The organism is Bradyrhizobium sp. dw_411 (assembly GCF_018449695.1).
Lineage (GTDB): Bacteria > Pseudomonadota > Alphaproteobacteria > Rhizobiales > Xanthobacteraceae > Bradyrhizobium.
On the sequence record NZ_JAAVUY010000025.1, the window covers coordinates 62,708 to 83,257 of the forward strand.

The following is a 20,550-nucleotide window of genomic DNA, read 5'->3' on the forward strand; positions in this document are numbered from 1 at the left end:
GTCCGGCGCTTGGTCGCTGTGAATGCGGGCGACGTGGAGGTCCGTTGGATGCAACTCAGGCGTGACCGGCTGCGTTCGTGCTTCAGTTGGCGGTATCACCGGTCCAGCGGCGAAACAGAATGCTGGCGTTGACGCCGCCGAAGCCAAATCCATTGGAGAGCGCATAGTCCATCGCCAACGGCCTTGCCCGCCCGGCCACGAAGTCTATGCCTTCGGCAGTCGGATCAGGTGTTTCAAGGTTCAGCGTCGGCGGGGCGATCTGGTCACGCAGAGCCAGCAAGGCGAAGATGGCTTCCAGGCCGCCGGCAGCGCCAAGCAGGTGTCCGGTCGCCGATTTGGTCGCGCTGACTGCAACGCCGCCTTCGCAGCCGAACACAGCCTTGATAGCCTCTATCTCGCTTTTGTCTCCCACTGGGGTGGAGGTAGCGTGAGCATTGACATGCTTGATGTCCGAGGGCCGAATTCCAGCCTGGTCGATGGCAATTTCGATGGCCCGGCGGGCGCCGTCACCATCCTCTGGACCGGAGGTGATATGATATGCATCGGCCGTCGTGCCGTAACCGACCAATTCGGCCAGCGGCGTAGCTCCTCGGGCGATAGCGTGATCAAGGGCCTCGATCACGACAATGCCGGCCCCTTCTCCCATGACAAAGCCGTCGCGCGCGATATCGAAGGGTCGGGATGCGCTCGCGGGCGTATCATTAAAGCCGGTGGATAAAGACCGCGCTGCTGCAAAGCCTCCCAGGCTTATCGAGTTGATGCAGGCCTCCGCACCGCCGCAGACGGCGACATCGGCCTCGCCGGCCCGGATCAATCGAGCGCCGTCTCCAATTGCCTGAACGCCGGCGGCGCAAGCCGTGACGGGCGCTCCGATCGGTCCCTTGAAACCGTGACGAATCGAAATTTGTCCTGCGGCAAGATTCACCAGGAAGGATGGAACCGTGAAGGGCGACAGACGCCGTACGCCACGCCGGTCCACCGTCCGCACGGCCTCACTGATGGCCAGAAACCCGCCGATGCCTGAAGCGATCACTGTCGCCGTGCGCTGCTGGTCCCGAGGAGTCGCAGGTTTCCACCCCGACTGGGAAATCGCCTCTTCGGCGGCGGCGAGGCCCAACAGAATAAAGCGATCCATCTTGCGTTGATCCTTCGGCGAGCAGACCGTGTCGGGATCGAATCCGCCGGTGGGATCGTCTTTCCGATCAGGCACGATCCCGCCGATTTTGGAACCGAGGTCGGCGACGATATCTTCAGACAGCCGCCGAATACCCGAATGTCCCGAAAGCAGACGCGACCAGGTTGTCTCGACGCCAGCGGCGAGAGGACTGACCGCTCCCATTCCTGTAACTACGATCCGGCGCATTCGCTCTCCTATCGCTGTTGCCTCAGCTTCGCCGACAGAGAGAGCGGTAACGCCTGCCCCAACGTCAATCCGATCGCGGCAACCGTGGTTTCAGCTGGCAGAACTATTTTTGCAGAGGGCGATGATCGAAGCGAAGCTACAGGATCGCTTTAGGCGAGACTGGAACCACAAACGTGCCGCCGCGACTTAGCTTCAACACTTGCTCCTCCAATCGCGTCAAGCGGCGATCGAGAGCCTCGATCTCGTTCACGCTCGCAACGCCACTGGCGCTCATGGCTTCATCGATCGCAGAGAGATGGCGCCAGGTACGCAGCCAAAATCCTTCCGCGCGCGCAGACAACGAAATCTGATTCATTTCCCACTCCTTCTTCGTCCGATTGTGGTGCCGCATTATAGATGATGAACATAATCTAATACCGGCGCGATACAAGGGGAAGCCGAATTGGGCCAAGTGGTCACGCAGTCGACGCCGTTCAGTACACGCGGGCCGATCCTGCTTCCTGAGTATTCCGGGGAGCCATTCGGACAGGCAATGGTGCTGACGCAGATGACCAGTTACTTCATGCCCATGACGTGCCCGATCCCGCGGCTGCGCATCAGCAAGCGATCATTGCGCTCGGCAATGCGGTCAAGCCCCAGGCGCTGGTGATAGGATTTGGCGACACCTTCGCGGTGCTGATCGTCTCGCTGGTGCCGGCCGCCATCGGATCAGCTTGCGGTTCACGAACTCGCCGAACCCGAGTTTCGAGAGAAATGTCAACCTGTCATTCTCGATAAGACACGGTCACACTTTCCGGCAGCAAGGATCGGCTCCAGGAGTCCGCAGATTTGGAGAGCGACTTCCCGGATCCCGCGCCTGCGACACTTTCTGGCTTCAGACAATCTGCATCCGTGTCGACGGCGCTTTGATCGCGGCCGCAAGAACGTACAATGCCTGGGAGAGTTCGGCGCGGTTGCGCGCAGCACCAAGCGCGATGCGCACGGCGTGGGGCGGCAAACCAGCCCCTTCGACCGCGAATGCTTCGCTACCGACTACCGCCAGTCCGTCTCGAAGAAGACGCGACACGAAATCCGAACGGGTCCATTGACCCGGCAGTGATAGCCAAAGGTGATGTCCCCCTGGTTTGCCGGCGAACTTCAATCCTTTCAGGATTTTGGCCGCGAGTTGTTGGCGGGCAGTCGCCTCGCTTCGAATTGCCGAGACGATCTGATCGGCGATGCCGGCGCGAAGCCAATGCGTGGCGAGTGCGACCATAAGCGGCGGAGACATCTGCATCGTCGCCTGAAGACCGCTCCTCAAGACCTGCTCCGATGTCGCGTTAGGCACCAAAACATATGACACCCGAAGCGCAGGCGCGATGCATTTCGACAGGCTCACGGCGAGATAACTGCGCTCAGGGATCAGGTTTGCAATCGGTGATACCGACGGCTCAAGCAATCCGTAGGCGTCGTCCTCGATCAGGACCGTCCCGGCGTCGCGGATAATGTCGGCAACAGCCTCGCGGCGTCCCGGACCGAGCGTGATCGTTGTCGGATTGTGCAGGGTTGGAACGAGATAGACCGCCTTCGGCCTGTGTTCCTTGCATGCGTTTTTAAGCGCGTCGGGATCAATCCCCTCGCCGTCCATCGCCACGCCGACAAGACGGACGTTGAGTTTGTCGGCCGCCGCCTTGATTCCGGGAAACGTGAGCGCCTCGGTCAGCACCACGTCGCCGGGAGAAGTCAGCGACAGCAATGTGTTGAACAAAACCGCCTGCGTCCCGGGATAGACGATCAGACGTTCGGCGGTCGCCATGGGCACGCGGGGCTGCAACCACTTGGCGGCGGTCTCGCGTTCCTCGTCGCTGCCACCAGGACGCTGATAGTTGAGGAGAGCCGTAAAACCGCTTTCATTCTGGATGAATCTGAGGCCCTGAGCGATGCGGGTCTCGAGATTCGCCTCGACCGGCTGCGCTGGCACGTTCATCGAGAGATCGATCTTGACCTGATAGGCAATGTCCACGGCGGCGCGTACCGTCGTTTCTGACACGAAGGTGCCTTGACCTACCCTGGCATCGAGCAGACCGCGCCGCCGCGCCTCACCATAGGCGCGAGTCACCGTCGTGAGATCAATGCCGAGCGACTGCGCCAAAGCGCGATGGGTTGGAAGCTGCTCTCCGCGGGCCAGAAGACCGCTCGCAATATCCGCCTCGAGCGCATCGACGATGCGCCTGTAAACCGGACCCGACCATTCCGAAATTGTAGGGATCCAAACCATGCACTTCAGCCAAAGTGTTTTGATTGTTGGTGATGAGGCACCTATTGTATGGATAACCAATGCGGTCAAGGAGCATTTCGATGGCCCTCATCAAAGATCCGATTTCTCTCACCAAGGCGATGTGGCGCGGCTTCCTGGGCAAATGTCCGAACTGTGGAAATGGCCATTTATTCGAGCGTTTCCTGAAGGTCGCCGACCATTGCGAGATGTGCGGCGAGGAGTTTCATCATCACCGGGCTGATGATTTTCCGGCCTATCTCGTGATCATCGCGGTCGGACACGCCATCGTCCCGGTGATCCTAGCAGTTGAGATAGAGTATGCGCCACCGGTATGGCTTCAGCTCGTTGTATGGCTGCCGCTGACCCTGTTCAGTGCGCTTTTTCTGCTGCAGCCGACCAAGGGCGCGATCGTCGGCTTGCAGTGGCAAACAGGAATGCACGGCTTCGAGGGTTCAAGACAACGGCGGCTTGCGGAGGCGGCGCTGCATCTCAACGCGGCGGCGCCTTCCAAGGCGGCATAAGATTTCGAAAAGATAGCTGCCTTCGGTCGGCATCGACGAATGTCACTTTTACCAGCATCCATTAGTGGACCGGACGGACCGCATGATAGGGCGCGATTGTCGCGAGCCATTGGTGATCGTCGCAGCTTGCCGGTCAGGCTCGGTTCAACTCCAGGAGAGAACGCTATGATCAAAACGCCCAACAGCACGAAACGAGAGAAGCTGTCACATCTCGTAGTGAAATCCACACGAGCCCAAACCGACGATATTGAACTGACGGAAGGGCTGGAAAATACATTTCCTGCCTCGGATCCTGTCAGTATTACGCAGCCAAGGCCGTCGCGGTTCTGAACGGAGCGTGTATCTCGTACAAAGGAGTTTGTTATCGACCACCGCTCGGCGCTGATCGCCCCGGATCAATGGCTGGGTGAAACGCCTGAGCGGTAACCGCTGGCTTAATGTCCGCTTCGCCGTAAAGCGCACCCGTCGTAGTCGACGGCGGCTTGCACGATGGCCGTGCCCGTCGGTCCAATTTCACGCTCGGGACTTTCATCACTCATCGGCTTGCTCTCTCAGCGAACAGCACCGAGCCTGGACGAAAATCGTCGCCATTCACCGGTCGCGGAGGGCAACATCGTGCGAACGAAAAGGAAGTAATAGTAGAAACTTCGTGCACAGGATTTGCACACGATCCCGATCTAACTAATTGATTCCGCGTGACTCTCTACCAAATCCATCATCGGGGCTATAGAAAATCGATGCGCTAACATGTTGATTCTGTTAGCATTCCAAACGTGAATCCGTCTACGCAGTTTTCGAGCCGACAAAGATTCAGATGTTCCTGATCTGAAGCATTCTCCTTTTCTTTCAATTAGTTACTGCGGTCACTGCATTGCTCAGCCGCCTTGATCTGCTAGCCCCTTGCCCATCCGGTACCGCGTGGCAGTACCGATTTCGGTATACATACCGCATCGTCAGGACATACGCTTCTGTTCCCATCGCAACGTTGACCGCTTTAATTCCTTTGGCTTCAAACAAGGGGACCGAAGAGCCGACCGAAGTCACGGACAAAATAACGCTGCACCCTATGTGTGCCTAGGCCCGCACCGTTCTGATCGTAGTTTCGGCGATCATAGAGCAAAAGAACTTGCGTGCGACGGGATTTGCCGAGAACCGGGGACGGTACACTGATTTTGGCCGGCAAAGGGAGGTGGCGTCCGTTCTGGACGTGCTCTGTGCAGTTGAAGCTCGCGATGGCCGCGATCCCTGCGCCGGCAAGCCGCAGCATGCGCCATCATTATCGAGTTCACCCTGAGCCGCCCACGAACTTCGACGCGTTGCGCATCGTCGCGACGCTCGAAGGGTCCATATTGATCCGCGCGAAAAGTCATCCACCGCTACTTCTGCCTTCCGGATGATGCAGTGGGGCGGATAGGTCTCTCGGAGCTAAGCCAGCGCGCGATCTTTCATGATCGGGGAAATTCAAACGTCCATTGCACGCCCGCAGGAGCAAAATCCAGCATACCGCTGCCGTTGAGGGCGCGAGGCACGATTTGCTCTATCACGACGTGGCCGAAGCCTCGTTTTTGGGGCGGCGTAACAGGTGGTCCATCCTTTTCGGACCAGCAGATTCGAACCCTGTCTTCCGTCTCATCGACCTGCCAGCGGATCGATACCTCGCCCTGCGGTCCCGACAACGCCCCATGTTTTGAAGCGTTGGTCGCCAGCTCGTGTAAGGCCAGCCCCAGATGTTGCACGGCATCGGGCTTCAGGAAGATCGGGGGGCCGGCGGCGTCGAGCCTTTCGTTGGTTTCGCTGAAGGGCCGCATCTGCGCCGATACGAGATCGTGGAACGAAGTGCCGTGCCAGCTATCCTTGACCAGCAGATCATGACAATGCGCGAGCGCCAGCAGCCGCTCCGAAAAACGCATTTGAAACTGCACAACGTCGCCCGCATATCGCGCGGTCTGGTTGGCGACCGCCATGATAACGGCAAGTAGATTCTTGGTCCGGTGTGAAAGCTCGTCGATGATGAAGCGGATGTGCTCTTCGCGGCGACGCTGTTCGCTGATGTCGATATGGGTTCCAATCCACCGGTAGATCGTCGACGTCGCGTCGCGAAGTGGAATAGCCCGGGTCAGAAATGGGCGATATTGACCATCCCTTCCGAGCAGTGACAGCTCGATCTCCAACGCTACTCCGGCTTGAAGGGACTGCGCCCAGCGGCGGCGCACTTCCGAAAGCGACGGCGGGGCGAGAAGCGCTTGCCAATCATGGGCACTGCCGTCTCCGGTTGGGACGCCTGTGTAGTCGTACCAACGGCTGTTAACCCAGAAGATCCTCCCGTCGGCTTCGGCCATCCAAACCAGTTGCGGGATGGAGTCGGCCAGCGTGTGAAATTGCCGCTCGCTTGCCCGAAGTGCTGCTTCGACGCGTTTGCGTTCGGTGATCTCCTCGGCTGCGACGTTGACCCCCACGATCCCGCCATCCGGACCCCGGACCGGATGCCAATAGGTGACCCACGCACGGTCCTCGATCTGATCGGGGCGCTGGCCGGCTACCTCGATTCCGGTCACCGGCTCGCCGGTTGTCATGATGGAGCGGATGATTGCTTCGATCGTTTCGGCCAACGCCGGTACGCACTCTCGCACCGTGCGTCCTAGATGCCCCTCAATGGAAATGCCGCATATTTCGGTGAGGCGCTGGTTGATGTGCAGATAGCGGCAGTCGGGAGACAAGTAGGCAAGCCCGATTGGCGCAGTATCGTAGATAACCTGTAGGGCTGGCTGCTGGACGAACGGCCCGCTGGCCGGGGGAGCTGATTGATAGGCCTTCACGTTACGATCCGCCTCGCTCGCCACCGCATGCCTCCGCGCGATTCCTGGTTTGCGCCCGCACTTGGTCCGTCAAGATGTCGATCCAGTTCGTGCGCTCTTCCAAAAGTGACGTCGTCGAAAGTGCCGACGGGGCATAGGTTCCGACGATTATGTTGTTATCGTCGTCAAAAATGGCAGCAGGAGTGTGGCTTCGTGTACAAAACTACCAGAAGTATATCAGAAATTGCACTTCTTTAATTTTACAATTGAAATATCAACAACTGGAAGTAAACAGCAGACCGATGAAATTGATTTGAAATGAAACGGACGCCAAGAGGATCGTTCCGAGAACAGCGGCTGACGGCGGCGACAATGTTGATCGTGGCGATGGCGCCGATTCAAGTAGCTACGGACGTGTCGAGCCGCGTCTCAATCAAGGCGGCGCCCGATTGCCGGAAGAATTCTCAGTTCCTGTCCTGGACTACATCGCCGGCTAAAACCGGGCGAATTCGCGCAACGGGTCACGCCGTCAAAGCCAGGGCCGGCGCGGTTGGGCCGGCGCGCAGCACATTTCCGCGTTCCAGAACGACAATCTGCTGGCAGGCCTGGATATGTGCGGTGCTGTGAGGCGCCCAGATAACCGTCGTCGTTCCGCGAATCGAATCGAGGTAGCGCAGGATTCGCGGCTCCCACTCCGGCGTACCGGCGATGCCGTCACCGTCGAGTAGCAGAATTGCCGGCCGATTGAGCGTCGCCGCAACAAAGGCGATCAGATGGCGGAACTGCAGCTCGGCGATATCCTCCGAGAAGGGGTTGAGCTCGCGATCCAGCACTCTGTCGGCGCTGCGGCCGAACGCGGAAAGCTCCCGCCAGTCTGGACCGACGACGCGTTCCAGGGCGGCAAAGGCATCGGTATCGCTCAGTGTCGGATTGCGCAGGCGCAGATAATCACGAACGGTAAGAGGCAGTGCGGGGACGACCTGCGGCACGTAGCCGATCCAGGCACGATATTCCGTCGTATCGAACTGCCGGATGTCCCGCCCACCCATCAAAACGCGACCGGACTGGGGACGCCGCAGGCCGGCCAGACATTCCAGAAGCACGCTCTTGCCACCGGCGCTGGGGCCGACGATGGCGAGCCGTTCTCCAGCGCGTACGCTAAAGGATACGCCATTGAGTGCGGCATCGTAGTCAGCATCGGGTCTATAATAAACTCGCTCGGCCGTGAGCGTGACATTGGCGAGCCCGACCGGACTGGAGAACTCGGAACCCGTGCTTTCGGCCGGTGTTGCCATTAGCTGGTCAAGTTGCCGGATGGAGCTTTGCACCTGACGCAAGCGAACGATCGAACCGAAGGCCTGCTGCGCGGGCGTCGTGATACGCCAAATCAGCATCATGGCGGCCACCAGCCCGCCCGCGTGCATCACGCCACCTAGGACCAGAACGACCCCGACGCACAATATGGCCAACACGGTCAGCATGCTCAGCACCTGTCCGATCGCCTGAGCGCGGGCGACAGCAATCGCGTAGTCCCGGTTGCGGGACGCCGACTCACGCGCGAGTTTGGCGAAGTTGCCAAGCCATCGGGTATCAGCACCGGCCCGATAGAAGGCGTTCATACCCTGAAAGGCAGATACCGCGTTCTCTTCAAGACGGCTGGATGCAATGCCGGCAGCAGTCGATTTGCTGCCTACGTAATCGGAGGTCGGCAAGGCGAGCGCCGCATAGGCGATAAGAGCGACGATCGGCACAAATACCAGCCACCCACCCATCAGGGCGATGACGACCAGGAAGATCACGATGAAAGGGTAGTCGATCAGATTGAGACCGCCGGCTCCGCTCAGAAACATGCGCGCGTTCTCGAAGCCCCGCATGCGGATCAGGTTATTCAAGGCGCCAAGCCTTGTCGTCGTCTCCAGGGGCAGCGCCAGCATCTTGCCCATGGTTGCGGTGCCGATGCGCGTTCCCGCCCATGCTCCCATCGACGAACCCAGGAACTGGCGGCCGACACTCAGCATCCAGCCGCCCGTCACCACGACAAGCGCCAGCAGCGCAAGGCTCCAGATCGTGGCCGTCGCCCCTGAGGGAATCACGACGCTGTACACCGCCATGGTGTACAGCGACACGGAAAGTGCCGCCATGTTGATGACGAAACTCACGGCGAAGAGCTTGAAAATCTGGCTGCGCATCCGCTCGAACAGACCGCGAAACCAATTTGGCCGCGCCTCGTTGACCGCGTGGAAGTTGATGTCCGGTTCTACCGCGAGGATCGTATCGCCATTCGAAAGCGTAAGACCGAAGTAGCTGCCGTCAACCAGCCAGAGGTCTTCGCCGTTGGGCCGGCCGAGATAGACCCCGAAATCTCCAGCACGCGTCCGGACAAGACTGCCGGCTGGCAGCCGGCTGGTATCAGTCGGGACACCTGTGGCCACCACGCGGCGGGTGCGGAATCCGAGGATGGGAAGGATCAGTTCGAGATGATCCAGCGTCATCGGTGTGTCGGCGGAAGGCAGCAGGGCCGCCAAGCTCCGTGCCGTGCCAAGCCACCCCAGCGCCACAAGCATCGCTGGCAACGCAGCCGCAACGGGCGACGCGGCGCGCCGGTCGTCGCCGACGGCAGCTTCCAGGCGCTCCAGCCATACCGCTTCGGACCAGGTCGTCGGCCTCTTCGGCGCCGCGGGCGACGCATCCGACGAAGGGGAAGAGATGGACGAAGCGGAAGAGATGAGTGTCTCCGTCATGTTGCTACACCTCTGCGATCGACGCGCACTTTCATGTCGGCAAGCTGCAACAGCGCTGGGCTGCTCGACACAACAAACACCGTCGTATGGCCTTTTAGCTCCTTCAGGAGGTCATGGAGCTTCGCCACGCCGTCGAGATCGAGCGAGCCGTCGGCGTTGTCGAGACAGAGGATAAGGGGGTCACGAACCAGGGCGCGGACAAGGCCGATGCGCGCGGCAATACCTGGGCTCACGATCTCCGTACCGCCCGAGCCGACCGGGGTCATCAGCCCCTGGCGCAAACCATCGACGAATGCGCTCAGGCCAAGACGTTCGGAAAGCTGGATCGCCGCCGCTTCATAGTTCGGACTGAACAGCGTGAGGTTATCGAGAAGCGAGCCCCGGATCAGCTCGGCGTTTGAGCTTGCCTTTGTCACACATTCCCTGAAGTCCTGTGCATCGTATGCGCCGATCGGCCTGCCGTCGAAGGTGACGGAAAGGCTTAATGCATCCTCGAGCCGCATCACTGTCCTGAGCGTCATCGTGCCGACCGGCGAATTCGGTGCGTCGATATGAACGAAAGTGCCCTGCGGGATAGTGACTGAACCGCCGTGCATGTGCAGAGCCTGGCCCGACAAGACGATAGGACCACCGGTAAAGCGACGCTTCTCGTCGATGTCTGCCCCGGCCCACACCGGAGCCAGCGGGAGCGACAGGACTTTGCTGATACTGCCTTCGGCTTCAAGCCGCTGATGGCGACGACCGAGATAACCGAGGGCTCCCATCGCCGGCCCAACCGATCGCCCCGCGAGAAGCGTGCACGCTGCGAGGGCCCCCGTCGTCAACTCGCCCGCCACGACCATGAAGGCGCCAGCGGTCACGATGCCAATCGTCGAGAATTGGGCCATCAGGCTGCCATTCTCCCTGATGAGCGCCATCCGGTTGGCTATACGCTCGGTCGCTTCCATCACGCGCGCGACAGCATCGCGATAGCGGCGCGTCAGCAGGGTTTCGGCTGCCATCGCCTTTGCCTCGACGATCCCCTTGAATATGCCCCAGCCGAGCTTCTGCCGCTGCAGTTGGGCTTCGTGGGCATCGCGCTGGGCCTTTGCGCCTGACCGGACGACCGCCAGGGCAGCAAGCAACGCCATGATCGTGAATGCCAGCGGGATCAAGGCAAGCCAAGAGCCTATATAAGCGATCAGCGCAATGTAGATCACGGCAAAGGGCAGCTCGTGCAAAGCCACCGCCGCGTTTCCGGACCAGAAGTCGCGGACCTCGCCCGAGGCCCGGATCGCATCCGACAAGTCCGGGATGCTGAGTTGATGGAAGGCCTTGCTGTCGGCGTGCATCACATGGTCGAGCACACGCACGGTCATCTCCGCCTCGAAGGCCGATCCGACATAGGCGAACAACACCGCTCTCGTGTATCGCACGATGGCTTCCAGCACGATAGCCACGGTCACGCCCGCCGCCAGCACGAAAGTCGTGCCGTAGGCCTGGTTCGGCAGAATGCGGTCATAGGTCTGAAGCAAGGCGAGTGGAATCGCGAGCGCCAGTATGTGGCTTACAATCGAAGCCGCGACGCTGACTGCCATCACTCCTGGAGGCTTGGCCACGTTCAAGCTTGCCATGGCTTCCTATCCTGCACGCGTAGATAAGCATTCGCCCGTCGCGCGATTATTGTCCATCGAAAGACGTGAGGGTATCGATCAAAACGAGCATTGTGGTCAACGAAATGCAGCGGCCTTCGCAGCTAATCGACGGAAACCACTATGAACATTTGAATCAAGATGAAGCTTCGGACATCGCAAGTCTTGCGATACTTCGTTTGAACGAACCGGCGGATATTTGCGATGAAGACCGCACTTCGGCGGAAGCGAACGATAGGACTTTTTCTACAGGGCCGCTACACCGCCCGAGGCATGTACGAAGCGTTCACCATCTCGCGAAACTCCGTCCTGCGCAGAAGGCCGATTTGGTCCGGTGAAGGCGTTAGCGACACAACCGATGCATATCCTCATTGGTCAGATCGCTTGTGCAGCGGGTGCAATTCCGACAGCATCGGAACCTTTTTACTTCAATCCATCTTTATCTTTTTGTCTTTTTTATCTTTTTTTGTGAGCAGACACTAAGACCCAACATCGCACTCTTCTCGGACGGCGACGAGAGGATCACGGATACCATTCAGTGGCGTCAAGCGGAGGTTACAATGTCGAACAGGATTCGCCAGCTCCAGGAATTTGTCGATGGTATTGCCGCAAGCGTTGCGATCATCGGTCGCGAGGAGACAGGCGAACTGGTTGTGTCTGCCTGTAACGAGCACTTCTTCGAGATGACGGGCGGTCGGCGCGGAGGCACCGGTACCCGGAACTTCCCCATCGCGCTAGACACGCTGATCCCGAGTTATGCGCGGCTTGATCTTCGCAAGAAACTTCAGGAATGCTTCTCGACCGGAGTCGCTCAGGAACTGGAGCAAGCCTACGACTTGAGGGAAGGAACCCTTTGGTGGCGCCTGTCACTCAAGCCGTTCCGGCATGTAGCAGGCGGAGATTCCACGGTGCTCGAGATCCTTATCACGGGCCTGGATATCACGTCGAAGATGCTTCTGACGCACGAACTGGAGGTGAGCACCTCCCGCTTCCGCTCGGTCGTCAACGCCGCCTATGACGCGATCATAACGATCGATCAGACACACAATATCACCCTGTTCAACCGCGCCGCACAGAATCTCTTCGGATACGATTCTTCCGAAATGCTTGGCAAGCCCCTCGTCAGCCTTCTTCCAGAGGCGTATCGGGCCAATCATTCCGCGCATATCCACCAATTTGCCCGATCGCCCGTTCATTCCAGGCAGATGGACGAGCGCAATCGAATTTACGGGCAACATCGCGACGGATCGCTGCTGCCTGTCGAAATCGCGATCTCCAAGATAAACGTCGACGGCTTGCTTGAATTCACCGCCGTCATCAGGGATATCTCGGATCGTGTCCGGCTTATGGACCTGCTTCAGAAAGAAGCCGGCACCGACGCGTTGACCGGCTTGCCGAACCGACGAGAATTCCTCGATGTCGTCGAGAACGTTCTCCGGACGGACGATGCTCTCTCTGTTGTCATGCTTGACATAGACTTCTTCAAGAAGGTCAACGACACGCATGGCCATGACGCCGGCGACGAGGTTCTGCGCGTTCTCGCGAAAGTGGGGACGGCGGCCAGCCGCAATATGGATGTGTTCGCCAGGTGGGGCGGCGAGGAATTCGTCGTGGCAATGCCGGGGACGGACCTTGAGCGGGCGCGGACGCGGGCGGAAATGCTGAGAGCGACCATCGAGAAGCAGGAATTCTCGCATAGTTGGAGCACTGGCAAAGCGATTCCCTTCACCGTCAGTATCGGCGTGGCGACGCGGGCACAGGACGAGCACGACGTGGACGCGATCCTGAAGCGCGCAGATCAGGCGCTATACAAGGCAAAGGAAGGAGGCCGGAATCGCGTGGAGACGGAGCAGGTCCACAGGGCGCTGGAGCCATCCGGAGCCGGCTAAATCCGCCGTCGTGCAAATTACGCGATGCAATTAAGAGTTTGCATCGCCGGCCTTCACGGCAATCGCTTGGCTATGCTACGGCCTGCGGGTCATTGGAATAAAGCGGATCGCAGCCGGCATTCCAATAACCATCGCATATCCCTCTGGTGAAGCCAGATGGCATGTTTTTCCAAAAGCTACTCCATACTTTTCCGCATCACGCGCTAGCCGCTATGGCTCTGACCGTGCTCAACCGCTATCGGTTCGGGCGGCGCTGCCGCCGCGGCCGCTGCGGCGTCATGATCGGCCACTTGATGCTGTTGCGCGCCCGGATCGCCGGACCCCGACGCCGGCCCGTGCTCGATCTGCACATCGGCGAACAGGTGGTCGGGTGGCGGCGGCTCCTGCCCCGCGTGCTCGGTCCCCATATTCAACTGGCCGTATTCGACAGCGCCCGGCGACTGATGATCGGCCGGCTGCAATGTCGGCGCATGGTCATCGACGTGTGGCGGCTGGACGAGGTCCAGATAGGCGCCAGCCGTCGACGACGAGGGAACCAGGCTCGCCTGATCGTGGGCGACATCGATGTGAGGATGGTTGGCCCCGTGATCTGCGATCTCCGGAGCGGCCATGCCGTGGTCGTGCCAATGGCTGCCCGCGACAGGCGTTTCAATATCCTGACCAGTGGCCGGATGGCCGGCGTCGGACGCCATATGCTCGGGCGACGTCGTCTGACCTGGGTCTGCTCCGTGTGCAACATTGCTGTCGCCATCGCCCGCATGGGTGGTCCCGTCGGTATGGGCTGTCGCCTCTCCAGGCGCGGCGGTGGCACTCTGATCAGTTCCATGACTGCCCGTGACCGGCGTCTCGAGATCCTGACCGGTGGCGGCGTGGCCAGCGTCGGAGTCGGTAGAAGCCACATGTTCGGACGACGCCGTCGGACTTGGATCCGCCCCATGTGTGGCACTGCTGTCGCTCGCACTGGCGGTCGCATCGGTGTGGGCCGGCGCCTCCGCAGGCGCGGCGGAGGCCGCATGCGACTGAGCACCGTCTGAGACATCGGCGGACTGAGATAAAGCCTGCGCACCATGATCGCCGACGGCCAAATCCGCCGACATGGTTGCCACCTGCACATCACCGATATCCGCCGGCGTGATCGTATCGTGTACTGCCGTTCCGGAATCGACACCGCTGTCGGCCGTCGCGTGTAGTGCAGGATCGAGGTCCTGGTAAGAGAACGACAGGTCGGCCATGTTGAAGCCGGTATTCTGCACCTGAACGGAGAACTGCATGGTATCCCCCGCATGCAGCTCAGGCTTGTAGTCCTGCCCCTCGTTCGTGAACGTTCCTGTTGAAGGGTCGAATGAGACCGTGCCGTTGAAGCCGTCGAGCCAGCCGGTCGAGACGACCGCGTTCGGGTTGTTGAGGCCAACCTGCAAGCTCCATCCCTCGACTCCGCCGCCCTTCAGCATGTCGTCCGCCAGGGTCAACTGGAAGGTCGCGTTATAGCCGCCGCCCCAGCTCGGGTTATACCAGTCGTTGACGCTGACCAGCGTGACATGGCCACCCGCATCGATCGGCTCGCTAGCAGCAGGCGGTGCAACGTCAGTGCCGGTGCTGCTGCCGGCTGCTGCGGTCGAGCCGGAGTCTGCGGTGCTATCCACCAAAGGATTGGAGCCCTGCGCGGAGGACGCGGCATCCGAGGTCAACGTCCCCGCATGAGCCGCATCCTGTGCACTCGCCTGGTGCTCGTTCTCGACCGAGCCGGAATCAGCGACAGCATTTGCATGCGAAACAGTATCCGTAGGGGCGACCGTGGCCACATCAGGCTGAGCGCCGGCCGCAGCAGCACCAGTACCAGCGTGATCCGCATCGGGCGTGGGCGCCGCACTTGTATACATATCATCCGCCGCCGAACTCTGATCTGCTCCTTGCATCGTACTGCTCTTGTCGCCATCCTCGGCACCCGCCGCCACAGCCGTGTCGGCCTGATGAGCCGTCGACTCCGCAGGAGCGACGGGTGCCGTCGGTGGCTGAGCGTTGCCGGTGGCTGCAGCAGCATCAACATGGTTCACTGATGCATCGGCCGGCGCAGCGCTCGGCTGCCCGGCATCTGTCGCAGCCGCCGGTGCAACGGTTGATGGCGTGGTCACGCTACTTACAGCGGGGTCGCTGGATGCGGCCTGGGCCCCAGCATCCATATGTGCATCCGCAATGATGGGGCTTCCATCGACGGACTGCGTGGCAATGTTGCTGCTATCGCTTGCGCCGCCCGATACAGCCATATCGGTCGGATGGTCCGTCGTCTGTTGCTGATCGACGGCTCGTGTCGTCGCATGGCTGTCATCGGCCGTCGCCGACGACAATGCGTGATCCACTATCACCGCAGTAGCCAACGCATCGGTGGCCGACGTGTCGCTGGCCTGCGTCACCGGCGATGCAACGGCTGTCTGCAACGTCGAAGCCGTGACCGACTGCGCCATTGTCGTGGCGCCCTCGACGTAGATCGGATGATCCGTCGTGGTTGTGGACGTATCGGATGCCATGACTGGCTGGCCGTTGGCATCTACCCGGCCGGTCGCATAAAGGGGCGTCGACGTTGTCGCGGAAACTTGCAGGTCCATGTTCTGGTGGACACCGTCCGGCAGCTTCGCTGTAAGGTTGCCCTGCGACCAGTTCGTGACGTCGATCTTGTCCGACGGACTGCCCACCGTAACCGTGTGCGTCCCGTCCGACAGCACCGTTCCGGCAACAAAGCCCGAAACCTCAAGATGGCTGATGGTGTCGTGCGGGTCGCCAAGCTGCGAGGAAATATCGACATGCAGTGTCGATCCCGCCGGCACCGACGCCAGACTGCTGTCCACCGGCACCGTATCCTGATGCAAGCCGCCGACGGCGGAGATCGAGTGTTTTCCGGTCGTATCGACGATCGATCCATTCTGGGCACGAACATCGATCAGCAGATTGCTCTGAAGCTGCTCGGACACCGGTCCCGTCTTGACCTGCGCAGCGGTCTCTGCCTTGTCGGTCATTGCGACGTTGAAGATCGTGCCTTCGAAATGCTCCGTAGTGCGATAGCCGCTGCCGGCAGGGCTGGCGGTCGTCGGAGGCGTGTTCGCCTTCTCCGCGATAGCCATGTACATGTTGCCGGGAAACGCCTTCGGAGGCGTCGTCGTCAGCTCGAGCGTGCCATTGTCGTAGACCTTCAGCGTATTGCTCTTGGCATCCCACGTCAGAGTAACACGATGGCTTTCGCCGTCCGTCAGGTTGATGCCGGTCGCAATGTTGACGTCGCCGCCGCCGGGCTTGCTCATCCCGACCTTCATGTTGGCGGGATCCCAGAGCGTCAGCGTGTTCTTGTCGCTCGCGGAGCCGATATTGACGATCACAGGTCCCTGGCCGGTCGTGCTTTCGGGAACCGATTTTCCAAGAACGGTGAATTCGAGCGTGAACTCGGTCGGCGCCTTGGTGGTGAGGTTCGGCACCACGATGCGGCCGAGGTCGCCGGCCGAGCCGGTGTTGATGACATCGCGCACGGTCCCTGCCGTGATCGAAACGTCAGCCGCATCGGCGACAGGCTGAATCGCGACGCTGGCATGGGCGCTGACGGCCTGATGACCGTCATCCACCGTAAAATTGAGCTGCGGGGTGACGTTCGAAACGTTCTTGCCCGGCGTATAGGTCCAGGTTCCGTTGTGGTTGTCCACCAGCACGCCGCTGGACGCGCTCGACGGATCGAGCGCGACATTGGTGACCTTGAGCGTATCGTGATCGACATCCGTGACTTGGCCAGCCTTCAACAGATCGTCCATGCTGAAGGTGATGGAAGTGTCCTCCTTCATGTTGCCGATGCTGTTCAGGCCGGGACTGACCTGAGGTACGTCGTTGGTGCCCGTCACATCGATTGACACGATCTGCGTGGCGGTCGCGCCAGCCGTATCTGCAGCCTGGATCGTGAAGGTTTCGTGGACGACCTGCCCCTGCTGCAGCGACTGCGCCGCAGTATTGTTCAGTGTGTAAACCCAGTGCCCTGTGTCCGGATCGATTGAAAGCGAGCCGTAGTCCGAGGTCGCAGCGCCGTCGATCGACCATGTCGAGTGGTCGCCGATATCGGCATCCGCAGCGGTGAGCGTCCCGCTTGTCACCAGCGTCACATCTTCCTGCGCTGCGCCGGTATATGTACCTGTAATCACCGGCGCGTCGTTGGTGCCCGTCACCGTCACCGCAATCTGATGTTCGGCCACGGCGCCCGTGCTGTCGGTTACCTTGACCGTAAAGACATCCTGCGTGGTCTGACCGGCCCGCAACCCTTGTGCCGACGCATCATCCAATGCGTAGGTCCAATGGCCATCCTGATCCAGGGTCAACTGACCATAGCTACCGTGGCCATCGTTCACGACGCTCCAGGCCGCGGTGTCACCGATATCGGGATCGCTTGCCGTGAGCCTGCCACTTGCGGTCGTCGCCTCATCCTCGGTCACCGCGCCGGTGAAGGTGCCGGAAATCACCGGGACATCATTGGTACCGGTCACCGTTACCGTGACCTGATGTTCGACGGTCGCGCCGGATTCATCGGTCGCCGTGACCGTGAAAATTTCCTGCGCGTTCTGGCCTTCCTTCAGGCCCTGCGCCGATCCATCGTCCAGCGTGTAGGTCCAGTGACCATCCGGACCGATGGTCAGTTCGCCGTAAGTGCCCTGGCCATCATTGCCGACGCCCCATGTCGCGGTATCGCCGACGTCGGGATCGGTGGCAACGAGCTGGCCGCCGACCGTCGGCGTGCCGCCATCCTTGATCTCGCCTGTCGAGACGCCCGAGATCACCGGTGCGTCATTGGTGCCGGTCACCGTCACCGCGATCTGTTGCCCGGTCGTCGCGCCGGATTCATCCGTTGCCGTGACCGTGAAGATGTCCTGTGCCGTCTGGCCTTCCTTCAATGCCTGAGCCGGTCCGTCGTCCAGCGTGTAGGTCCAGTTGCCATTTTCGTCGATGGTCAGGTCGCCATAGGTACCATGGCCATCATTCACCACGCCCCATGTCGCCGTATCACCCGCATCCGGGTCCGTCGAGGTTAGTTGCCCGCTGGCAGCGCTGTCGGGACCGGCGTCTTTCACGTCGCCCGTCGTTGCGCCTGCAATCACCGGAGCATGGTCGGCATCCACCACCGGCGGCACCACGACCACGGGCTCCGCCGCGCTGTCCGGCGTCTTGACAGGCGAGATTGGCGCGCTGCCTCCGGACGAATTGTCGTCAGCCCCGCCAACATGGACCGACACATTTGTCGTCCTTGAGTCACCATTGGCGGATTCCGTAGAGGTGACGCTGACATTCAGATCGAACGCCGGCGCGCCTTTCGGCACCGTCATCGTCAGGCCAGGCAACTGATCCGGTGTCAGCACCCAGTTGCCTTCAACCTCGGAACCGGCACTGAAGGTCGTGCCAACCGGCACATTCGACATATCGATTGTGATATTGGACAGTGTTTCCGAGCCGTCCGTATCGGTCAGCGCCGTCGCGATGTTCACGGGATACTGGATGCCGGCAGGTCCGCTGCTGCCGCCACCTGTCAGAATATCCGATGCCGGGATGTCGCCATCGGCAAAACTGAAGTTTTCGATATCATAGGCCTTGTCGGTCCCGTCGCGGTCCGCAACCGTATCAACAATGGTGAATGACCCGTCCGCGTTCTGCGTAATCTGGTATTCGTTGCGATTTCCCTCGAGCACGAGGGTGTCCTTTCCGCCACCGCCGTAGATCGTGTCGTCGCCCTTGCCGCCGGAGATGATATCGTCGCCATCGGCGCTGGTGTTCCAGCGATAGTCGCCATAGATCGTGTCGTTGCCATCGCCGCCGGCGATCTTGTCGTCGCCGGCGCCACCGATGATGAGATCGTTGCCTTCGCCGCCAAGTATTTGATCGTTGCCGCCTTTGGTCTGGTAATCAAAATCACCGTACAGCACGTCATCACCGCTGCCCCCCGCAATCTTGTCGTCACCATCGCCGCCAAAGACAGTGTCGTTGCCCGCACCTGCATCGACCACGTCGTTGCCGGGATTGGATGAGACGTTTTGGAAATCGGCATAGATCGTATCGTTACCTTCACCACCAACGATCCGGTCGCTGTCGTCTCCGCCGGTGACGGTGTCGTTTCCGGCTCCCGCATCGATATAGTCCTTGCCGGACGACTGATAATCCATATCGCCATAAATGATGTCGTCACCGCCCCCAGCCTTGATGGCGTTGTCGCCCTCGCCAGCCCGAATCCAGTCGCTGCCCTCGGTGCCGGTTTGATCGTAGTGACCCGGATCGGTGATCGAAATATCAATGCCGAGGTCAGGAGCGTTGCCGCCCTCACCACCGCTGCCACTACCGCCAACCTCGGTGCCGGGCCCGATCGACACCGTCAGATCGGGTGCATCCGCCTCCGGAATGACGTCGACCGTTGCGGTCTGATGTGTATAGGCTTGTCCATCCGTTACATCATAAGACAGCGTGATGTCGCCGCTGAAATCCGGCGGCGGCGTATAAGTGTAGTAACCGTTTGCGTCCGCACCGCTCAACGAGCCAACGCCACCGTTTACCACCAGATTGGCGACGCTCAACGTCGGGCTGTCGAGGTCCGAAGCGCCGTGGAGGAACTGGGTATCCGAAATCGTGATCGTGCCGTCCTCGTTTACCGAGAAGGCCAATGCGGACTCGACGACCGGAGCGTCGTTTTTTCCCGCAACGTTGATCATCACCTGTTGTTCGGCAACGGCGCCCGCGCCGTCGGTCACCGTGACCGTGAAGATATCCTGATGCGATTCACCTGCGCCCAGCGCTTGCGCCCGATCATCCAGCGTATAGGCCCAATTGCCGTCCTGATCGACACTCAGCGATCCATAGCTGCCGTGACCATCGTTCACGACAGTCCATGTGGCCGTATCACCCTGGTCAACGTCGGTGGATATCAGTTTGCCGGATGCACTCGGCTCATCATCCTCGGTGACCGCTCCGGTCGCGATGCCGCTGATGACAGGGGCATCGTTGGTACCAGCAATCGTGACGCTGACCTCATGGGTGGCGATGGCCCCGGCACTGTCGGTCACCGTGACCTGGAAGATGTCCGTGCGGGTCTCGCCGGTCTTCAGGCCCTGCGCCGAGTCATTGTCCAGCGTGTAGGTCCAGTGGCCGCTCTGGTCGATCGTGATCGCACCGTACGACCCATGATCGTCCGCCACGCTCCACGTCGCGCTATCGCCGATGTCGGCATCCGAGACGTCGAGCTTGCCGGATGCCGTCGGGACTTCGTCCTCGGTGACCGAGCCCGTCGCCGTGCCACTGATGACAGGGGCATCGTTGGTGCCAGCAATCGTGACGCTGACCTCATGGGTA

The 20,550-nt window shown here is 60.5% G+C and carries 9 protein-coding genes; 2 read left to right on the forward strand and 7 right to left on the reverse strand.

The window, feature by feature from the left end; genetic code table 11:
• Window positions 1-82: 82 nt before the first annotated feature.
• From fabF to HB676_RS30795, 3 genes are all read right to left on the reverse strand, one after another.
• Entirely contained in the window at window positions 83-1,363 is a 1,281-nt protein-coding gene (gene fabF / locus HB676_RS30785; protein ID WP_213742259.1) for a beta-ketoacyl-ACP synthase II, read from the reverse strand.
• Window positions 1,364-1,499: 136 nt separating this feature from the next.
• On the reverse strand, window positions 1,500-1,718 hold the full coding sequence (locus HB676_RS30790; RefSeq protein WP_213742260.1) for a hypothetical protein: 219 nt from the start codon (window positions 1,716-1,718) through the stop codon (window positions 1,500-1,502).
• A 519-nt stretch (window positions 1,719-2,237) separates the two neighbouring features.
• Complete coding sequence (locus HB676_RS30795) at window positions 2,238-3,620, reverse strand: PLP-dependent aminotransferase family protein (protein ID WP_213742261.1); 1,383 nt, start codon at window positions 3,618-3,620, stop codon at window positions 2,238-2,240.
• 80 nt (window positions 3,621-3,700) lie between these two features.
• Here HB676_RS30795 and HB676_RS30800 point away from each other — a divergent pair, with 80 nt between their 5' ends.
• Window positions 3,701-4,141, forward strand: a complete 441-nt coding sequence (locus HB676_RS30800; RefSeq protein ID WP_213742262.1) for a DUF983 domain-containing protein — start codon at window positions 3,701-3,703, stop codon at window positions 4,139-4,141.
• Window positions 4,142-5,586: 1,445 nt separating this feature from the next.
• Here the strand turns inward: HB676_RS30800 and HB676_RS30805 are convergent.
• The 3 genes from HB676_RS30805 to HB676_RS30815 form a co-directional block, all read right to left on the reverse strand.
• Window positions 5,587-6,981, reverse strand: coding sequence for a PAS domain-containing protein (locus tag HB676_RS30805; RefSeq protein ID WP_346347463.1), 1,395 nt, complete (start codon window positions 6,979-6,981; stop codon window positions 5,587-5,589).
• A 476-nt stretch (window positions 6,982-7,457) separates the two neighbouring features.
• A complete protein-coding gene (locus HB676_RS30810; RefSeq protein ID WP_213742263.1) occupies window positions 7,458-9,677 on the reverse strand; it encodes an ATP-binding cassette domain-containing protein in 2,220 nt (739 codons plus the stop codon).
• Entirely contained in the window at window positions 9,674-11,290 is a 1,617-nt protein-coding gene (locus HB676_RS30815) for an ABC transporter transmembrane domain-containing protein (protein ID WP_213742264.1), read from the reverse strand. The genes HB676_RS30810 and HB676_RS30815 overlap by 4 nt, the downstream gene beginning before the upstream one ends.
• A 578-nt stretch (window positions 11,291-11,868) precedes the next feature.
• On the opposite strand from HB676_RS30815, the gene HB676_RS30820 reads away from it, so the two are divergent.
• Complete coding sequence (locus HB676_RS30820; protein ID WP_213742265.1) at window positions 11,869-13,197, forward strand: sensor domain-containing diguanylate cyclase; 1,329 nt, start codon at window positions 11,869-11,871, stop codon at window positions 13,195-13,197.
• 203 nt (window positions 13,198-13,400) lie between these two features.
• Here HB676_RS30820 and HB676_RS30825 read toward each other — a convergent pair.
• A partial coding sequence (locus HB676_RS30825; RefSeq protein WP_213742266.1) for a VCBS domain-containing protein occupies window positions 13,401-20,550 on the reverse strand: 7,150 nt, incomplete at its 5' end.

Excerpts from the sequence above, each read along its gene's own strand:
- fabF (WP_213742259.1), bottom strand. The coding sequence starts at position 1,363 with ATGCGCCGGATCGTAGTTACAGGAATGGGAGCGGTCAGTCCTCTCGCC.
- HB676_RS30790 (WP_213742260.1), bottom strand. The coding sequence starts at position 1,718 with ATGAATCAGATTTCGTTGTCTGCGCGCGCGGAAGGATTTTGGCTGCGT.
- HB676_RS30795 (WP_213742261.1), bottom strand. The coding sequence starts at position 3,620 with ATGGTTTGGATCCCTACAATTTCGGAATGGTCGGGTCCGGTTTACAGG.
- HB676_RS30800 (WP_213742262.1), top strand. The coding sequence starts at position 3,701 with ATGGCCCTCATCAAAGATCCGATTTCTCTCACCAAGGCGATGTGGCGC.
- HB676_RS30810 (WP_213742263.1), bottom strand. The coding sequence starts at position 9,677 with ATGACGGAGACACTCATCTCTTCCGCTTCGTCCATCTCTTCCCCTTCG.
- HB676_RS30815 (WP_213742264.1), bottom strand. The coding sequence starts at position 11,290 with ATGGCAAGCTTGAACGTGGCCAAGCCTCCAGGAGTGATGGCAGTCAGC.
- HB676_RS30820 (WP_213742265.1), top strand. The coding sequence starts at position 11,869 with ATGTCGAACAGGATTCGCCAGCTCCAGGAATTTGTCGATGGTATTGCC.